Raw genomic sequence first — 16,337 nt, forward strand, 5'->3', positions numbered from 1 at the left:
TACCGCCGGGTGCTCACTACGCTGCGGGGATGGAGCACGAGGAGCTGCGGATGTCCGGGCTCGGGTCCGGCCCGGAGGCGATGATGCGGATCGTCTCGTACTTCGACGGACTCGGGGAAACGGCCGCCGACCCGGACACGGTCGTCCGGCACGCGGCCGCGCTCGCGGAGTGCGGGGCCGGCGCCAGGCTGGCCTCCGGCACGGTCGTCCGTTACGGCCCGCTGGGCGACCCGCTCGAAGGCGAGGCTCCGGGCCCCGGCCCCGACGTGTGGCTCGAACGCACCGGGCCCGCGCACCCCCTGGACCAGGTACTTCTCGACCGGTTGCAGCACACCCTCCGGATGCTGGGCGTGCGCCCGCCCGCGCGCTCCGACCTGCACCTCGGCGACCCCGCCCTCGTCGAGGTCCTGCTCTCCGACGACGAACACCGCACCGACCGCGTCCGAGCCGTCGAGCTCGCGGGCCTCGACCCGGGCAAGGACGTACGGGTCCTCGCCCTGTACGCGGACCGGGTCGGCCCCGCCCTTGAACTCATCGAGTGGATCTGCCCGGGGCGCCTGGTCCGCTCGGCGCCGATCGGCGGGCTCACCGCGGTCCTGACGCAGACGCCCGTCGAAGACCGCTGGCTCTGCGACGCGCTGCACACGGCGATGGCCGACGCGGTCCCGGCGCCGCCGCGCCCCGGCAGCGGACGCGGGCCCTGGGTCGGCATCGGCGAGCGGGTCAGCGTGTACGCGGCGCCGACCTCCTGGGCGCAGGCCCGGCGGGCGCTGCGGTTCGCGTCGTCGACGGTGTACGGGCGGCGCGCGGTGGCGTTCGGCGGCCTCGGCCCGCTCGACCTGCTTGCCGACGTGCCGCTGGGCCGGCTGCTCGGGGCGCGCGGCATCTCCCGTATCAACGCGCTGGCCGCGACGGCGGCGGGTGCGCAGGACGTGGACACGCTTGAGGCGTTCTGTGTCTACGGGTCCCTGCGGCGGACCGCCACCGAACTGCACGTCCACCACAGCACGGTGGCGAGCCGGCTCGCGCGCGTGGAGGCGGAGACGGACTGGGACCTGGGGGACTCGATCGACCGGTTCGTCGCGACGCTGGCGCTGATGCTGCGCAGGATGGCGCTGTCCTCGGCGGAGCTGGCGGCGGCCGAGGGGGCGGACGGCCGCACGGGGCGCACCTCAGGGTGAACTCCGGGGGCGCTCCCGGGCACCCGACGCGAGTCGGCCGTCGTCCGCGCATCGTCCGACGGCCGTCTGGTGCGGTGGGCCGGTGCGCTCTCCACAATCGAGGCACGCCGCAGGGATCACCGCGCGGCGCGCCTCGCACCTACTCCAGAACAGGAACCGCTCTATGGCCGTCATCGACCCGCAGCGCACGTGGGCACCCATCGAGGAGCGCCTGTCCGTCACGAAGGACGAGCGGCACCGGGTGGTGCTCAACGCGGTCCTCGAGCACATGAAGGCCGAGGCCGTGCCGGACCTCGACCGGCTGATGGCGACGCTGGCTCCGGCCCCGGACTACCACTTCTGGTTCGACGGCCACGACCACGGCCCGAAGACGACGGACGGCGTGCGCACGTACTACGCGGACTTCGTCGCGACGCGGAGCAACGTCCTCGAGTACGAGATCGACCGCCTGGTGCTCGACGACCACTGCCTGGTCACGGAGGGCTACCTGAAGCAGATCTACCCGGGTTCCTACGCGGCCCAGCTCGGCATCCCGGTCGACGACGAGTCCGCCGACTACCTGGTCGTGCGCCGTCAGCTGCTGCTGTGGCCGGTCGACGAGAACGGCCTGATCGTGGGCGAGGACTCGTACAGCTCAGGCCCGGCGAGCGTCACGAAGCTGTCGTTCGACGAGCTGCCGCAGCAGTACATCGACCTCGTGCACAGCTCCCGCGAGGCGTCCGCCTAGGAGCCTGCGAGAACGCGAACCAGGGCCCGTCGTCGGACGACGGGCCCTGGTTGCTGTGCGTGACGCCGGTCAGTCGCGGTCGCGGTGGTGGTACGTCTCGCGGGTGTGCTCGGTGTGGGCCCGCATCACGGCGGTGGCGCGTGCCTCGTCGCGTGCGGAGATCGCCGCGATGAGGTCGCGGTGCTCGATCCAGGACTGCATTCCGCGCAGGCGCGCGACCGGCTGGTAGTACCAGCGGACGCGGCGGTCGACCTGGCCGGCGAGTTCGGCGAGGACGACGTTGCCCGCGAGCGCCATCACCTTGGCGTGGAACGCGGCGTTGGCCGCGACGACGGCCTCCACGTCCCCGTCGGTGACCGCCTGCTCGCCCTTGGCACAGAGCGCTTCCAGGGCGGTGATGCCGGTCTTGCCCGTGTTGGCGGCGGCGAGCCGGGCGGCCTCCGCCTCCAGGAGCGTGCGGACGGTGAGGAGCTGGTCCGCCTCCTCCTCCGTCGGCTCGTGCACGAAGGCTCCCTGCGCGGGACGCAGGTCGACCCAGCCCTCCGTGTTCAGCCGCTGAAGTGCCTCGCGCACGGGCTGGCGGGACACCCCGAGGTGCCCGGCGAGTTCGCTCTCGACCAGGTGCTGGCCGGGCTGGAGGGCACGCGTCGTGATGAGTTCGAGCAGGGCCTCGTAGACACGTTCGCGCAGTGGGCCGGGGCGTTCGAGCTTGGGTACCGCCCCCTGCGGCAGTCCTGTGGACAACATCGCGGTCCCCCTCCTGGGCAACGGAGAAGCCATTATGAATTGGTTTTCGTCTACAGTCTACCGAGCACAATGGCCAGAGTGAGAGCGCGTCGGACGCGTCACATCCGTCTGCGCGACGAGGTCGGACCAGCTCACGGGCACTTGACGACCTGGCCCGCGTAGGACAGGTTGCCGCCGAAGCCGAAGAGCAGGACGGGCTGGCCGCTGCGGATCTCGCCGCGCTCGACGAGCTTGGAGAAGGCGAGCGGGATGCTCGCGGCCGACGTGTTGCCCGAGTCGACGACGTCCCGCGCGACGACCGCGTTCACCGCGCCGATCTTCCCGGCGAGGGGTTCGATGATCCGGAGGTTCGCCTGGTGCAGGACGACACCCGCCAGATCCTCGGGCGTGTACCCGGCCCGCTCGCAGGCGGCGCGGGCCAGCGGCGGGAGCTGCTGCGTCGCCCAGCGGTAGACGCTCTGGCCCTCCTGCGCGAAGCGCGCCGGCTCACCCTCGATGCGCACGGCGTGCCCCATCTCCGGCACCGAGCCCCACAGGACCGGTCCGATGCCGGGCTCCTCGTCGGGTGCGCAGGCCTCGATCACGACGGCGCCCGCGCCGTCGCCGACGAGGACGCAGGTGGTGCGGTCGCTCCAGTCGGTGACGGCGGACATCTTGTCGGCGCCGATCACCAGGGCTCGCCCGCTGGCGCCCGCGCGGACGGCGTGGTCGGCGGTGGCGAGCGCGTGCGTGAAGCCCGCGCACACGACGTTGATGTCGAGCGCCGCGGGCGAGGGCACACCGAGGCGGCGCGACACACGGGCGGCCATGTTGGGCGAGCGGTCGACGGCGGTCGAGGTGGCGACGACGACGAGGTCGATGTCTCCCGCGGTCAGTCCGGCGGCGGCGAGGGCCTTGGCTCCGGCGTGCGCGGCCAGCTCGTCGACCGGCTCGTCGGGCCCGGCGACATGACGCGTGCGGATGCCCACGCGGCTGCGGATCCACTCGTCGTCGGTGTCCACCATGGCCTCCAGGTCCTCGTTGGTGAGGATCTTGGCGGGCTGATAGTGGCCAACAGCGGCGATGCGCGAACCTGTCATGGGTGGTACCCCTCGGTGTTCGAGATGCGGATCCACCAGTCTGGTCAGCGACTCACGGGTACGAGGGCACGTAAAGCGACAGGATTGGGGCGCGCCTGTTGGAGGTGCCCCACATCACCCCCGCCCTCCCGGGGCTGTCGCCGACGCCCGGGCGGAAGTCCGCGGACGGCGACCCGCCGGTAGGCGCTGCGCCACCTCTTGTCGGCCCAACTTCCATACTGTAGACAATATTCCATCGACAGTCCGACGGTCCTCCGCACTCTCCTCCGTGAGAGCAGGAGCCCTCGACCGAACGGAGCTCGGAATCGTGAAAGTCGCAGTCCTCGGTGCCGGTGCGATCGGCGCCTACGTCGGAGCCGCGCTCAACCGCGCCGGTGCCGACGTGCATCTCATAGCCCGTGGACCGCACCTCGCGGCCATGAGGCAGCAGGGCGTCCAAGTGCTCAGCCCCCGCGGTGACTTCACCGCACGCGTCCACGCGACCGACGACCCCACGGAGGTCGGCCCGGTCGACTACGTCTTCCTCGGCCTGAAGGCCAACTCGTACGCGGCGTGCGGGCCGCTCATCGAGCCCCTTCTGCACGGGAAGACGGCCGTGATCGCGGCCCAGAACGGCATCCCCTGGTGGTACTTCCACCGGCACGGCGGCCCGCACGACGGGCAGCGCATCGAGAGTGTGGACCCCGGCGGCGCGGTCAGTGCGGTGCTCGCGCCCGAGCGGGCCATCGGCTGCGTCGTCTACGCGGCGACGGAGCTCGAGGGCCCGGGGATCGTCCGCCATCTCGAAGGGACCAGGTTCTCCATCGGGGAGCCCGACCGTTCGGTGTCCGACCGGTGCCTCGCGTTCAGCGAGGCGATGGTGGCCGGCGGACTCAAGTGCCCGGTGGAGCCCGACCTGCGCAGCGACATCTGGATCAAGCTGCTCGGCAACATCTCGTTCAACCCGATCAGCGCGCTCTCCCGCGCGACGATGCGGCAGATGTGCACGCACGGCGGCACCCGCCGCGTCATCGAGATCATGATGACCGAGACGCTCGCTGTCGCCGAGGCCCTGGGCTGCAAGCCGGACATCTCCGTGGAGAAGCGCCTCGCCGGCGCCGAACGCGTCGGCGACCACCGCACCTCCACACTCCAGGACCTGGAGCGCGGCAAGCCGCTCGAACTCGACGTGCTGCTCGCGGCCGTCGTCGAACTGGCGGAGATCACCGGCGTACCGGTGCCGACGCTGCGCACCGTGCACGCCATCTCGGATCTGCTCGCCGACCGGATGAGGAGCGCTGCATGAAAAAACGGGACCGCACCCCGAAGACGTACACCCGCCTCACGCATCCCCTGGTCCGGGACTCCCGGGACGAGCCGTTCCGGCAGGCCACCTGGGACGAGGCGCTCGCGCGGGCGGCGGACGGGTTCCGCCGCACCCGCGAGGCGCACGGCCCGGACGCGTTCGCGATGCTGTCCTGCGCCCGCGCCACGAACGAGATGAACTACGTGGCGCAGAAGTTCACGCGCGTCGTGATGGGCACGAACAACGTCGACTCGTGCAACCGGACCTGTCACGCCCCGAGCGTCGCCGGACTCTCGGCCGCGTTCGGCTCGGGCGGCGGCACCTCGTCGTTCGGGGAGGTCGAGCACACCGACCTCATCCTGATGTGGGGGTCCAACGCCCGCTTCGCCCACCCGATCTTCTTCCAGCACGTCCTGAAGGGGATCAGGAACGGGGCGCGCATGTACGCGGTCGACCCGCGCCGCACGTCCACCGCCGAGTGGGCGGAGAGCTGGCTCGGCCTGAACGTCGGCACGGACATCCCGCTCGCCCACGCCGTGGGCCGCGAGATCATCCACGCGGGCCTGCACAACAAGGCGTTCATCGAACGGGCCACGTCCGGCTTCGACGAGTACGCCGCCCTTGTCGAGCCCTGGACCCTCTCGCTCGCCGAGAAGGTCACGGGCGTCCCCGCCGCCGCGATCCGCGACCTGGCGCACGCCTACGCCACCGCCGAGCGCGCCCAGCTGTGCTGGACCCTCGGCATCACGGAACACCACAACGGCACGGACAACGTACGGGCGTTGATCAACCTGTCCCTGCTCACCGGGCACGTCGGCCGCTACGGATCCGGCGTGCAGCCCCTGCGCGGGCAGAACAACGTGCAGGGCGGCGGCGACATGGGCGCCATCCCCAACCGGCTGCCCGGTTTCCAGGACATCCTCGACGGCGCGCTCCGCCTGAAGTTCGAGCGGGCCTGGGGCGCCGAGATCCAGCCGCGCTACGGGATGACGCTCACCGACATGTTCGAGGCGATGGAGCACGGCGACCTGCACGCCGTGTACTGCATCGGCGAGAACCCCGCCCAGTCCGAGGCCGACAGCGAGCAGGCGATACGCCGTCTCGCGGCCCTCGACCACCTCGTCGTCCAGGACATCTTCCTGACGAAGACGGCCGAGATGGCGGACGTCGTGCTGCCCGCGACCGCCGCGTGGGCGGAGACGGAGGGCACGACGACCAACAGCGAACGGCGGGTGCAGCGCGTACGTGCCGCGCTCACCCCGCCCGGCGAGGCCCGCGAGGACATCGACATCATCTGCGAGATCGCCGCACGCCTCGGCCACGACTGGAAGTTCGCGGACTCCGAGGCCGTGTGGAACGAGCTGCGCGCGCTGTCGCCGGACCACTTCGGCATGACGTACGACCGTCTGGAGGAGCATCAGGGGCTCCAGTGGCCGTGCCCGGATCTGGAGGTGCTGCCGTCGAGCTTCCTGCACGGGAGGCTGTGGGAGCCGGATCCGGAGCTGCGCGGGCGGCCCGCGCCGTTCGGGCTCGTGCAGCACGATCCGCCGGTCGACCTGACCGACGAGGCGTTCCCCATCCGCCTGACGACGGGCCGCCGGCTCGACTCGTACAACACCGGTGTGCAGAGCGGGGGTTTCCTCTCCCCATTGCGGCGCGGTGAGTTCGTCGAGCTGTGTCCGGAGGACGCGGAGCGGTACGGGGTCGTGGTCGGGGAGCGGGTGCGGGTGTCGTCGCGGCGCGGGACGGTCGTGGCGCCCGTGTGGGTCGACCCGGCCCTTCGGCCCGGCCTCGCGTTCATGACCATGCACTTTCCCGACGAGGTGGACACCAACGCGCTGACGATCGAGGCGAACTGCCCGATCGCGGGCACGGCGGAGTTCAAGGCGTCGGCGATCCGCATCGAGAAGCTGCCCGTCGCGGCCGTGAGGAGCTGAGGCAGGACATGGATCTGCACTTCGGTGACAGCAAGCCCACCGACGAGGAACGGGAGGCGGTGGACGCGCTGCTCGGGCCGCCCGAGTCGGCGTGGGAGGCGCCGTTCGGCGACTCCGCCGTCCGCTCGGAGGAGGATCTGCGCTGGGCACGCGGCGGGCGTGCGGCGCGGGAGCGGCGGGACCTGCTGTTGCCGGGGCTGCACGCGGTGAACGACCGCGTCGGCTGGATCAGCGAGGGTGCCCTCGACTATCTGTGCAGACGCCTTACGGTGCCGCCCGCGGAGGCGTACGGGGTGGCGACGTTCTATTCGATGTTCTCGGTGAAGCCGCGGCCGGCGACGGTGCTTCACGTGTGCACGGACATCGCGTGCGCGGCGGCCGGCTCCGCTGAGTTGTGTGCGGGGGTGGAGGGGCGGCTGGGGCTTGGTAGTGGGGTTTCCGTCGAGCGGAGTCCTTGTCTTGGGCTTTGTGAGCGGGCTCCTGCCGCGCTTGTGGTGCGGGCGGGTTCGCCTGCGGCGGGCCTCGGGGGCCAGCCCCCGGACCCCCGCTCCTCAAACGCCGGAGGGGCTGAAAATACCTCCGGAGGGGCTGGAAGTAGCGCCGGAGGAGCTGACGAAAACGCCGGATTCGCTGAAGGTGACGCCGGAGGGGCTGACAAGCACAAACACGCCGGAGAGGCCGAGAAGACGCACGCCACCGCCGTCGTCGCTCCCGCCACCCCCGACTCCGCCGTCCTCGCCGCCACCGCGCCCGAGGCCGCCGACCCCGAACCGGCCGCCTCCGTCGCCGTTCCTCAGGCGGGGCAGCCCGGCCTCACCCTGCTGCGCCGCGTCGGCGTCGTGGACCCTTCCTCCCTCGACGACTACCGGTCCCACGGCGGATACACCGCCCTGCGCCGGGCGTTCCAGCTCGGGCCCGCCGGAGTCATCCGCGAGGTCACCGACGCCGGCCTCGTCGGACGCGGTGGCGCGGCCTTCCCCACCGGCGTCAAGTGGCAGGCCACCGCCTCGCAGCCGGACCACCCGCACTACCTGGTGTGCAACGCCGACGAGTCGGAGCCCGGCACCTTCAAGGACCGGGTCCTGATGGAGGGCGACCCGTACTCGCTCATCGAGGCCATGACGATCGCCGGTTACGCGGTCGGCGCACACAAGGCGTACCTGTATCTGCGGGGTGAATACCCGCGCGCGCTCGGCCTGTTGAGCAACGCGATCACGCAGGCGCGGGCGCGCGGAATGCTCGGGGACGACGTGCTCGGGCAGGGCTACGCGTTCGACATCGAGATCCGGCGGGGCGCGGGCGCGTACATCTGCGGTGAGGAGACCGCGCTGTTCAACTCGATCGAGGGCTACCGGGGCGAGCCGCGTTCCAAGCCCCCGTTCCCGGTCGAGAAGGGCCTGTTCGGCAAGCCGACGGCGGAGAACAACGTAGAGACGCTCGTGAACGTCCTGCCGATCCTGACGATGGGCGCCCAGGCGTACGCGGCGATCGGTACGGAGAAGTCGACCGGGCCGAAGCTGTTCTGTGTGTCCGGGAGCGTCGAGCGGCCCGGGATCTACGAGCTGCCGTTCGGCGCGACGCTCGGCGAACTGCTCGACCTCGCGGGCAAGCCGGACAGCCTGCGGGCGGTGCTGCTGGGCGGTGCGGCCGGCGGGTTCGTGCGGGCCGACGAGATGGACATCCCGCTCACGTTCGAGGGGACGCGCGCGGCCGGTGCGACGCTCGGTTCGGGTGTCGTGCTCGCTCTGGACGACACGGTGCCGTTGCCCCAAGTCCTGTTGCGTATCGCCGAGTTCTTCCGTGACGAGTCGTGCGGGCAGTGCGTGCCGTGCCGGGTCGGCACGAAGCGGCAGGAGGAGGCGCTGCACCGGATCGCCGACCGGACGGGCGCGGCGGCCGCCGGTGACATCGCGCTGCTCAGGGAGGTGGGGCGGGCCATGCGGGACGCCTCGATCTGCGGTCTCGGGCAGACCGCGTGGAACGCAGTGGAATCCGCCATCGACCGCCTGGGGGCGTACGAATGACCGCCATACCGCTGGGAGTGCCGCGCCGTCTCGTCGAGTTCACGCTGGACGGGCAGGAGGCGCGGGTGCCCGAGGGGGCGACGATCCTGGACGCGTGCCGGGCCGCGGGCAAGGACATCCCGACGCTGTGCGAGGGCGACACGCTCAGGCCGAAGAACGCGTGCCGGGTGTGTGTCGTCGAGGTCGAGGGCGCGCGCACGCTCGCCCCCGCCTGCTCGCGCAAGGCCGAGGCCGGGATGCAGGTCCGCACGGACACGGAGCGGGCCCGGCACAGCCGCAAGGTCGTCCTCGAACTGCTCGCCTCCTCCGTGAACCTGTCGACGACGCCGCGCGCCGCCGAGTGGATCAAGGAGTACGAGGCGAAGCCCGACCGGTTCGGCCCGGACGCGGCGCGCCTGGACGAGGAACCGCGCGTCGACAACGACCTCTATGTGCGGGACTACGACAAGTGCATCCTCTGCTACAAGTGCGTCGACGCGTGCGGTGACCAGTGGCAGAACTCGTTCGCCATCTCGGTCGCGGGCCGCGGCTTCGACGCCCGGATCGCCGTCGAGCACGACGCCCCGCTGACGGACTCGGCATGTGTGTACTGCGGGAACTGCGTCGAGGTGTGCCCGACGGGCGCGCTGTCCTTCAAGTCGGAGTTCGACATGCGGGCGGCCGGTACGTGGAACGAGGCGGAGCAGACGCAGACGACGACCGTGTGCGCGTACTGCGGAGTCGGCTGCAATCTGACGCTCCATGTGCAGGACAACGAGATCGTGAAGGTCACCTCGCCGCACGACAACCCGGTGACCCACGGCAACCTGTGCATCAAGGGGCGCTTCGGCTACCAGCACGTGCAGAACCGGGACTGACGGAGCGGACCAGGGCTGGGTGATCGGTACACATGGGACGCGTCACGGAACGGCGCAGGGTGCTCCGCGTCAGGGGCGAGCGGGTCTCCAGCAGGCCCGACACGCTCGTCGCCGAGGAGCCCCTGGAGATCCGGCTGAACGGCAAACCCCTCGCCATCACGATGCGCACGCCCGGCGACGACTTCGCGCTCGCGGCCGGTTTCCTGGTCAGCGAGGGCGTCCTCGGCGCACGGGACGAGCTGCGGAACATCGTGTACTGCGCGGGGGCGACAGAGGACGGCAGCAATACGTACAACGTCGTGGACGTGCGTACCGCGCCCGGTGTGGTGATGCCCGACATCACCCTCGAACGCAACGTGTACACCACGTCGTCGTGCGGCCTGTGCGGCAAGGCGAGCCTGGACGCCGTCCGAACGACGACCCGGTTCCCGATCGCCGACACTCCCCCGGTCAGGATCGGCACCCCGCTCCTGGCCGGCCTCCCCGACCGGCTCCGCGAGGCCCAGCGGGTCTTCGACCGGACCGGGGGCCTGCATGCCGCCGCGCTCTTCTCGGAGTCGGGGGAACTCCTCGACATCCGGGAGGACGTGGGCCGGCACAACGCGGTGGACAAGCTCGTCGGGCGCGCCCTGCAGAGCGGTCAACTGCCGTTGTCCCGCGCGGTCCTGCTCGTCTCGGGCCGCGCCTCCTTCGAGCTCGCGCAGAAGGCGGTGATGGCGGGCATCCCGGTCCTGGCGGCCGTGTCCGCGCCGTCGTCGCTCGCGGTCGACCTGGCCGCCGAGACCGGCCTCACCCTGGTCGGCTTCCTGCGCGGGCCCGACATGAACGTGTACGCGGGAGAACACCGGATCGCCCTGCCGGCGACGGCCGGCCAGGGCTGACGGTCTCCCCCGCGGCACGCGAGGGGGTCCCGACCCGGCGGGGAGCGCCCCCTGCGCCGGGCGGGACCCCTCTCAGCCCGCACCTCTCCGCCCGGCACCGCGACGGGTCGTAAACCGGCCACGGTCCCTTTGGTCCCCATGGACTGGTTGCTCAGCTGCCACTACCGTCCCAGGATGCCTTCGGCCCAGGAGGCGTCGCACCGTAGGAACGTGCGGGCGGGTCTCGGCCTGCTGCTCGCCCTGGTGTGCGCCGCCGCCCTGCTGACCGCCTTCTCGGACCACGGCCGGGAGGGCATCGGCCCCTGCGTGCCCCGCGCGGTCGCGTCCTGGTCGGCGGACCCCGGTCTCACGGGCGCGTTCGCCCGGTACGGAGACGACGCGTCACGCGGTGACGACTGGACGGGCGGCGACGGCACGCACTCGGTGCGGCTCCCGGACGGGCGGGTGCTGTGGCTGTTCTCCGACACGTATCTCGGACAGGTGCACGCGCCGCCCAATCTGTGGGGCCAGCCGTACAAGTGGCGCGACATGTCGACGCCGATGGTGCGTAACTCGGGTGTGGTGATGGGCCGTTCGGGCGCGCTGGAGGCCACGCTGCCCGCGCCGCTGTTCCCGGACCCGGCGCCGCAGGAATGGCGCTGGCCGGTCGCGGCCCGTGTCGAACCCCGCTCCCCCGGCTCCGCCGAGCAGGTCGTCCGCGTCCTGCTCTGGACGCGTGCGGCGGGGACGGGCCCGTGGATCTACGGCGTGCCCGTCGCCACCGAGGTCGCCACGCTCTCGCTGCCGGACCTGCGCGTCGAGAGCGTCGTCACGGTCCTCGACCAGCGCTCGGTGCCGGACCCGGCGCAGCGGATCCTGTTCGGCACGACGGCGGTCGACCGGGACGGGTGGACGTACGTGTTCGGCGGGGACGACGGCCAGGGGGCCGCCCGCCACGCCTATGTGGCGCGGGCACCGAGCGGCCGGCTCGGCGAGCCGGGGGCCTGGCGCTACTGGGACGGCTCGGACTGGACGCCCGAGGGCAAGCCCCGGCCGGTCCTCGGTGACGGCGGCCGCCGGGGCGTCGGCAGCGCGTTCACGGTGGTCCGCGACGGCGGTACGTACGTCCTGATCACGATGGCCGCCGGGACCGCGGGACTGACCCGGGTCACGTCGTACTGGGCGTGCGCGCCGACCGGGCCCTGGCACGGACCGGCGAAGGCCTTCAAGGCGCCGATGCCGCGCGACGCGGCGGACCCGCCGGGCACCGCCGCGTACAACCCGCAGGCGCACCCCGCGCTCAGTGGCGGGGCCGGGCGGCTGCTGCTCAGTTACGACGTGAACTGGCTCGACGCGTCACCCGGCACCGCGCACGCGCAGGTCAGCCGGAACGTGTCGCTGTACCGGCCGCGGTTCGTGGAGCTTCGACTGGCCCGCCTGCGCTGAGCGGCTCCAGCGCCTCCAAGGGCTCCAGCGTCTCCACTGGCTCCAGCGTCTCCAGCGGGTCGAGCGCCCGGCGCTTGGCGATCACCGCGCACACCATCAGCTGCATCTGGTGGAACAGCATCAGGGGCAGCACGGCGAGGGAGGCCTGCGCGCCGAACAGGACGGTCGCCATGGGAAGGCCGGAGGCCAGGGACTTCTTCGACCCGGCGAACTGGATCGCGACGGCGTCGTCGCGCCCGAAGCCGAGCGCCTTCGCGCCGAACCACGTGGCCGCCAGCATCACGGCGAGCAGCACCGCCTCGACGACGAGGAGCCCGGCGAGACGCACCGCGCTGACCTGGTGCCAGATGCCCTGGACGACGCCCTCGCTGAACGCCGTGTAGACGACGAGGAGGATCGAGCCGCGGTCGACGTAGCTCAGGACCTTCTTGTGCTTCGCGATGAAGGAGCCGACCCAGCGGCGCAGGACCTGCCCGGCGAGGAACGGCGCGAGCAGCTGCAGCACGATCTTGACGAGGGCGTCGGCGGAGAAGCCGCCGCCGCTGTTGCCGAGCAGCCCCGCCGCGAGCAGCGGGGTGAGGACGATGCCGGCGAGCGAGGAGAAGGAGCCCGCGCAGATCGCCGCGGGCACGTTGCCGCGGGCCATCGAGGTGAAGGCGATCGACGACTGGATCGTCGACGGGACGAGCGTGAGGAAGAGCAGCCCGTTGTAGAGGTTCGGCGTGAGGAACACCGGGACGAGGCCGCGGGCCGCGAGGCCGAGCAGCGGGAAGGCCACGAACGTCGCGACCAGGACGGTCACGTGGAGCCGCCAGTGCTTGAGCCCGTCGAGCGCTTCCCGGGTCGACAGACGCGCCCCGTAGAGGAAGAAGAGGAAGGCGACGGCGGCGGTCGAGGCGCCGGACGCGACGTCGGCCGCTCCACCACGGGCGGGCAGGAGCGCCGCTAGGCCCACCGTCCCGATGAGCGCCAGGATGTAGGGGTCGACCGGCATCCAGGCGGGCCAAGTCAGGCGTTTCACGGGTTCGATGATCCTTAGCTGTCGGTTTCGGTCGTGCCCTCTCCATCGTCCTCCGGAACCCCGCGATCGGGAATCCTGCATACCGAACTTACTGTCATCACGTTCCGCGATGGGCAGGAGTAGGGTCGCGGGCATGTACGACCCCACGCAGCTCCGTACGTTCCTCGCGGTGGCCCAGACGCTGAGCTTCACGCAGGCCGCCCGCCGTCTCGGCCTGCGCCAGTCCACGGTGAGCCAGCATGTGCGGCGCCTGGAGGACGCCACGGGCCGGACCCTGTTCACGCGCGACACGCACACCGTGGAGCTCACGGAGGACGGCGAGGCGATGCTCGGTTTCGCGCGCCGGATCCTGGAGGTGCACGAGCAGGCGTCCGCGTTCTTCACGGGGACGCGGCTGCGCGGCCGGCTGCGGTTCGGGGCGTCGGAGGACTTCGTCCTGACCCGGCTGACCGAGATCCTGGAGACGTTCCGCCGCGACCACCCCGAGGTGGACCTGGAGCTGACGGTCGAGCTGTCGGGGACGCTGCACGAGCAGCTGGACGCGGGCAAGCTCGATCTGGTGCTCGCGAAGCGGCGGCCGGAGGACCCGCGGGGCGAGTCCGTGTGGCACGACCGGCTCGTGTGGATCGGCTCGGAGCGGCTGCGCCTGGACCCGGACCGTCCGGTGCCGCTCATCGTGTACCCGCCGCCCGGCATCACGCGGGCCCTGGCGTTCGAGGCCCTTGAACGGCACGGCCGGGCCTGGCGCGTGGCCTGCACGAGCGGCAGCCTCAACGGTCTGATCGCGGCGGCCCGCGCGGGGCTCGGCGTGATGGCGCACTCGCGGGGCCTGATCCCGCCGGGCCTGGTCCGCGTGCCGGAGCGGGCGGGGCTGCCGGAGCTGGGCGGGGTCGACTTCGTGGTGCTGCACGGGCAGCGGCGCGACAGTGCGCGGGGCGAGGCGGCCGAGGCCCTTGCGCAGGCGATCCTCGACGGGGGCGACCGGCTGCATCGCAGTCGTTGACCACGCACATCCGTGAGCACATCCGTGGAGGAATCGGAACCGACTGCTCCGCCCAAAACGCACGCAAGGTACCGCCAGTAACCCTTCAGTACAGATTCCGTGGAGATTACGCCACCGAAACTTACTGAACCGTAGCAATTCTGTCCCGCAGCTCCCCTTGTGGCCCTATTTCACCTGCTGACCTGTGCATATCCCGCACGCTCCGGGTGTTTTCGGCCCTCCCGCCAAGGCTCTGGGTGGGGTACCGTCACCGGCGCTGTGCGGAGCGCCACGAGGAGCAACATTGCGCGAGTTCACCTCTCCCCCTCTGGCGTCGGCGCCGCCGGTCGGCGGCCTTGCCGACGTCGTGTTCGACCACGCCCTTGAGGACCCGACGCGCGTAGCGCTCGGGCGTAAGGACGACGAAGGCCGCTGGCGCGACGTGACCGCGGCCGATTTCCGTGACGAGGTGCTCGGGCTCGCCAAGGGGCTGCTCGCGCAGGGCGTCCGGTTCGGCGACCGCGTCGCGATCATGTCCAGGACCCGCTACGAGTGGACCCTGTTCGACTTCGCGCTGTGGACGATCGGTGCCCAGGTCGTGCCGATCTACCCGACTGCCTCCGCCGAGCAGGTCTTCTGGACCCTGCACGACGCGCAGGTGTCGGCGATCCTCGTGGAGCACGAGGACCACGCGATGACGATGGCCACGGTCATCGGCCGGCTGCCCACGCTCCGCCTGATGTGGCAACTGGACGCGGACCCGGTGCGGGAGATCACCGAGTCGGGCACGCACATCGACGACGAGGTGGTGCACCGCCACCGGCGCGCCGTCACCCCCGACTCCGTCGCCACGATCATCTACACCTCGGGCACCACGGGCCGCCCCAAGGGCTGCGTCATCAACCACGCGAACTTCATGTTCGAGGCGGACACGATGGTCGGCCGCTGGGAGCCGGTGTTCCATTCCAAGCGCGGCGAAGTGGCCAAGACGCTGCTGTTCCTGCCCCTGGCGCACGTCTTCGGCCGCATGGTGCAGATCGCCGCCATCCGCGGCGGCGTCCTGCTGGGCCACCAGCCGCAGCTCAACGCGGCGGCCCTGCTGCCCGACCTCCAGGCGTTCCGCCCGACGTTCATCCTCGCCGTGCCGTACATCTTCGAGAAGGTGTTCAACGCGGCCCGCCGCAAGGCCGAGAAGGACGGCAAGTCGGGCCCGTTCGACAAGGCCGTGGAGTGCGCGGTGCGCTATGCCGACGCGCAGGAGGCGAAGGCGTTCGGCACGGGCCCCGGGCCGTCGGCGTCGCTGCGCGTGCAGCACAGCGTCTTCGACAAGCTCGTCTTCTCCAAGGTCCGCGAAGCGATGGGCGGCCGGGTGCGGCACGCGATGTCGGGCGGCTCGGGCATGGACCGCCGTCTCGGCCTGTTCTTCGCGGGCGCCGGCGTCACGATCTACGAGGGCTACGGCCTCACGGAGTCCACGGCCGCGGCGGCCGCGAACCCGCCGGAGCAGACCCGGTACGGCACGGTCGGCCGGGCCATCCCCGGCACGACGGTCCACATCGCCGACGACGGCGAGGTCTGGCTCTACGGTCCGAACGTGTTCCAGGGCTACCTGAACGACCCGAAGGCCACCGACGCCACCCTGCACGACGGCTGGCTCGCCACCGGTGACCTCGGCGCGCTCGACACGGACGGCTATCTGACGATCACCGGCCGCAAGAAGGAGATCCTCGTGACCTCCGGCGGCAAGAGCGTCTCGCCGCAGCAGCTGGAGGAGCGGGTGCGCGACCACCCGCTGGTGGCGCAGTGCATCGTCGTGGGCAACGACCGGCCGTACGTCGCCGCGCTGGTCACGCTGGACTCCGAGGCCGTCGAGCACTGGCTGACGATGCGCGGCAAGCCGCCGCTCAAGCCGGCCCAGCTGGTCCACGACCCGGACCTGGAGACGGAGGTCCGCCGCGCCGTCGTGGCGGCCAACACACTGGTCTCGCAGGCCGAGTCGATCCGCACCTTCCGGATACTGGCGTACCAGTTCACCGAGGAGCACGGGCTGCTCACGCCGTCCCTGAAGCTGAAGCGCAAGGCGATCGAGCAGGCGTACGCGGAAGAGGTCGAGGCGCTGTACCGGGGCTGATGCGGAGAGCTCGGCCGGGCCCGGTCCACGCCGCCCGGGGTTTCCGGCGGTAACCCCGGT

General features: G+C 71.5%; 13 protein-coding genes. 10 read left to right on the forward strand and 3 right to left on the reverse strand.

Features of this window, described 5'->3' with window-relative positions; all coding sequences use genetic code 11:
- Positions 1–29 precede the first annotated feature (29 nt).
- Together ABZ893_RS03745 and ABZ893_RS03750 are read left to right on the forward strand one after the other, a co-directional pair.
- Entirely contained in the window at positions 30–1,181 is a 1,152-nt protein-coding gene (locus tag ABZ893_RS03745; RefSeq protein WP_361396225.1) for a helix-turn-helix domain-containing protein, read from the forward strand.
- A 163-nt stretch (positions 1,182–1,344) separates the two neighbouring features.
- The gene (locus ABZ893_RS03750; protein ID WP_361396228.1) at positions 1,345–1,908 is read left to right on the forward strand and encodes a hypothetical protein; all 564 of its coding nucleotides are present in this window, start codon (positions 1,345–1,347) and stop codon (positions 1,906–1,908) included.
- Between the two features lie 69 nt (positions 1,909–1,977).
- On the opposite strand, the gene ABZ893_RS03755 is transcribed toward ABZ893_RS03750, so the two are convergent.
- On the reverse strand, positions 1,978–2,655 hold the full coding sequence (locus ABZ893_RS03755; RefSeq protein ID WP_361396230.1) for a GntR family transcriptional regulator: 678 nt from the start codon (positions 2,653–2,655) through the stop codon (positions 1,978–1,980).
- 131 nt (positions 2,656–2,786) lie between these two features.
- Complete coding sequence (locus tag ABZ893_RS03760) at positions 2,787–3,734, reverse strand: beta-ketoacyl-ACP synthase III (protein ID WP_361396233.1); 948 nt, start codon at positions 3,732–3,734, stop codon at positions 2,787–2,789.
- Positions 3,735–4,041: 307 nt separating this feature from the next.
- Between ABZ893_RS03760 and ABZ893_RS03765 the strand changes: the two genes are divergently transcribed.
- The 6 genes from ABZ893_RS03765 to ABZ893_RS03790 all read left to right on the forward strand — a co-directional run bounded on the left by ABZ893_RS03765 (position 4,042) and on the right by ABZ893_RS03790 (position 12,143).
- Positions 4,042–5,019, forward strand: a complete 978-nt coding sequence (locus tag ABZ893_RS03765) for a 2-dehydropantoate 2-reductase (RefSeq protein WP_361396236.1) — start codon at positions 4,042–4,044, stop codon at positions 5,017–5,019.
- Positions 5,016–6,956: a molybdopterin-dependent oxidoreductase gene (locus tag ABZ893_RS03770; protein WP_361396239.1), complete on the forward strand. Its 1,941-nt coding sequence runs from the start codon at positions 5,016–5,018 to the stop codon at positions 6,954–6,956. The genes ABZ893_RS03765 and ABZ893_RS03770 overlap by 4 nt, the downstream gene beginning before the upstream one ends.
- An 8-nt stretch (positions 6,957–6,964) precedes the next feature.
- Positions 6,965–8,980 carry an NAD(P)H-dependent oxidoreductase subunit E gene (locus ABZ893_RS03775; RefSeq protein WP_361396241.1) on the forward strand — a complete coding sequence of 672 codons (2,016 nt, stop codon included), beginning with the start codon at positions 6,965–6,967 and terminating at the stop codon, positions 8,978–8,980.
- Positions 8,977–9,837, forward strand: coding sequence for a 2Fe-2S iron-sulfur cluster-binding protein (locus ABZ893_RS03780; protein WP_361396244.1), 861 nt, complete (start codon positions 8,977–8,979; stop codon positions 9,835–9,837). Before ABZ893_RS03775 ends, ABZ893_RS03780 begins: the two co-directional genes overlap by 4 nt.
- Before the next feature lie 32 nt (positions 9,838–9,869).
- Positions 9,870–10,718 carry a formate dehydrogenase accessory sulfurtransferase FdhD gene (gene fdhD, locus ABZ893_RS03785; RefSeq protein WP_361396247.1) on the forward strand — a complete coding sequence of 283 codons (849 nt, stop codon included), beginning with the start codon at positions 9,870–9,872 and terminating at the stop codon, positions 10,716–10,718.
- Positions 10,719–10,892: 174 nt separating this feature from the next.
- Positions 10,893–12,143, forward strand: a complete 1,251-nt coding sequence (locus tag ABZ893_RS03790) for a DUF4185 domain-containing protein (protein WP_361396250.1) — start codon at positions 10,893–10,895, stop codon at positions 12,141–12,143.
- Here the strand turns inward: ABZ893_RS03790 and ABZ893_RS03795 are convergent.
- On the reverse strand, positions 12,079–13,137 hold the full coding sequence (locus ABZ893_RS03795) for a bile acid:sodium symporter family protein (RefSeq protein ID WP_361397663.1): 1,059 nt from the start codon (positions 13,135–13,137) through the stop codon (positions 12,079–12,081). The two genes, ABZ893_RS03790 and ABZ893_RS03795, sit on opposite strands and share 65 nt — an antisense overlap.
- A gap of 160 nt (positions 13,138–13,297) precedes the next feature.
- Between ABZ893_RS03795 and ABZ893_RS03800 the strand changes: the two genes are divergently transcribed.
- Complete coding sequence (locus ABZ893_RS03800) at positions 13,298–14,167, forward strand: LysR substrate-binding domain-containing protein (RefSeq protein ID WP_361396253.1); 870 nt, start codon at positions 13,298–13,300, stop codon at positions 14,165–14,167.
- Between the two features lie 283 nt (positions 14,168–14,450).
- Positions 14,451–16,277, forward strand: a complete 1,827-nt coding sequence (locus tag ABZ893_RS03805) for an AMP-binding protein (RefSeq protein WP_361396256.1) — start codon at positions 14,451–14,453, stop codon at positions 16,275–16,277.
- Positions 16,278–16,337 lie beyond the last annotated feature (60 nt).

The organism is Streptomyces sp. NPDC046821 (genome assembly GCF_040645335.1).
Lineage (GTDB): Bacteria > Actinomycetota > Actinomycetes > Streptomycetales > Streptomycetaceae > Streptomyces.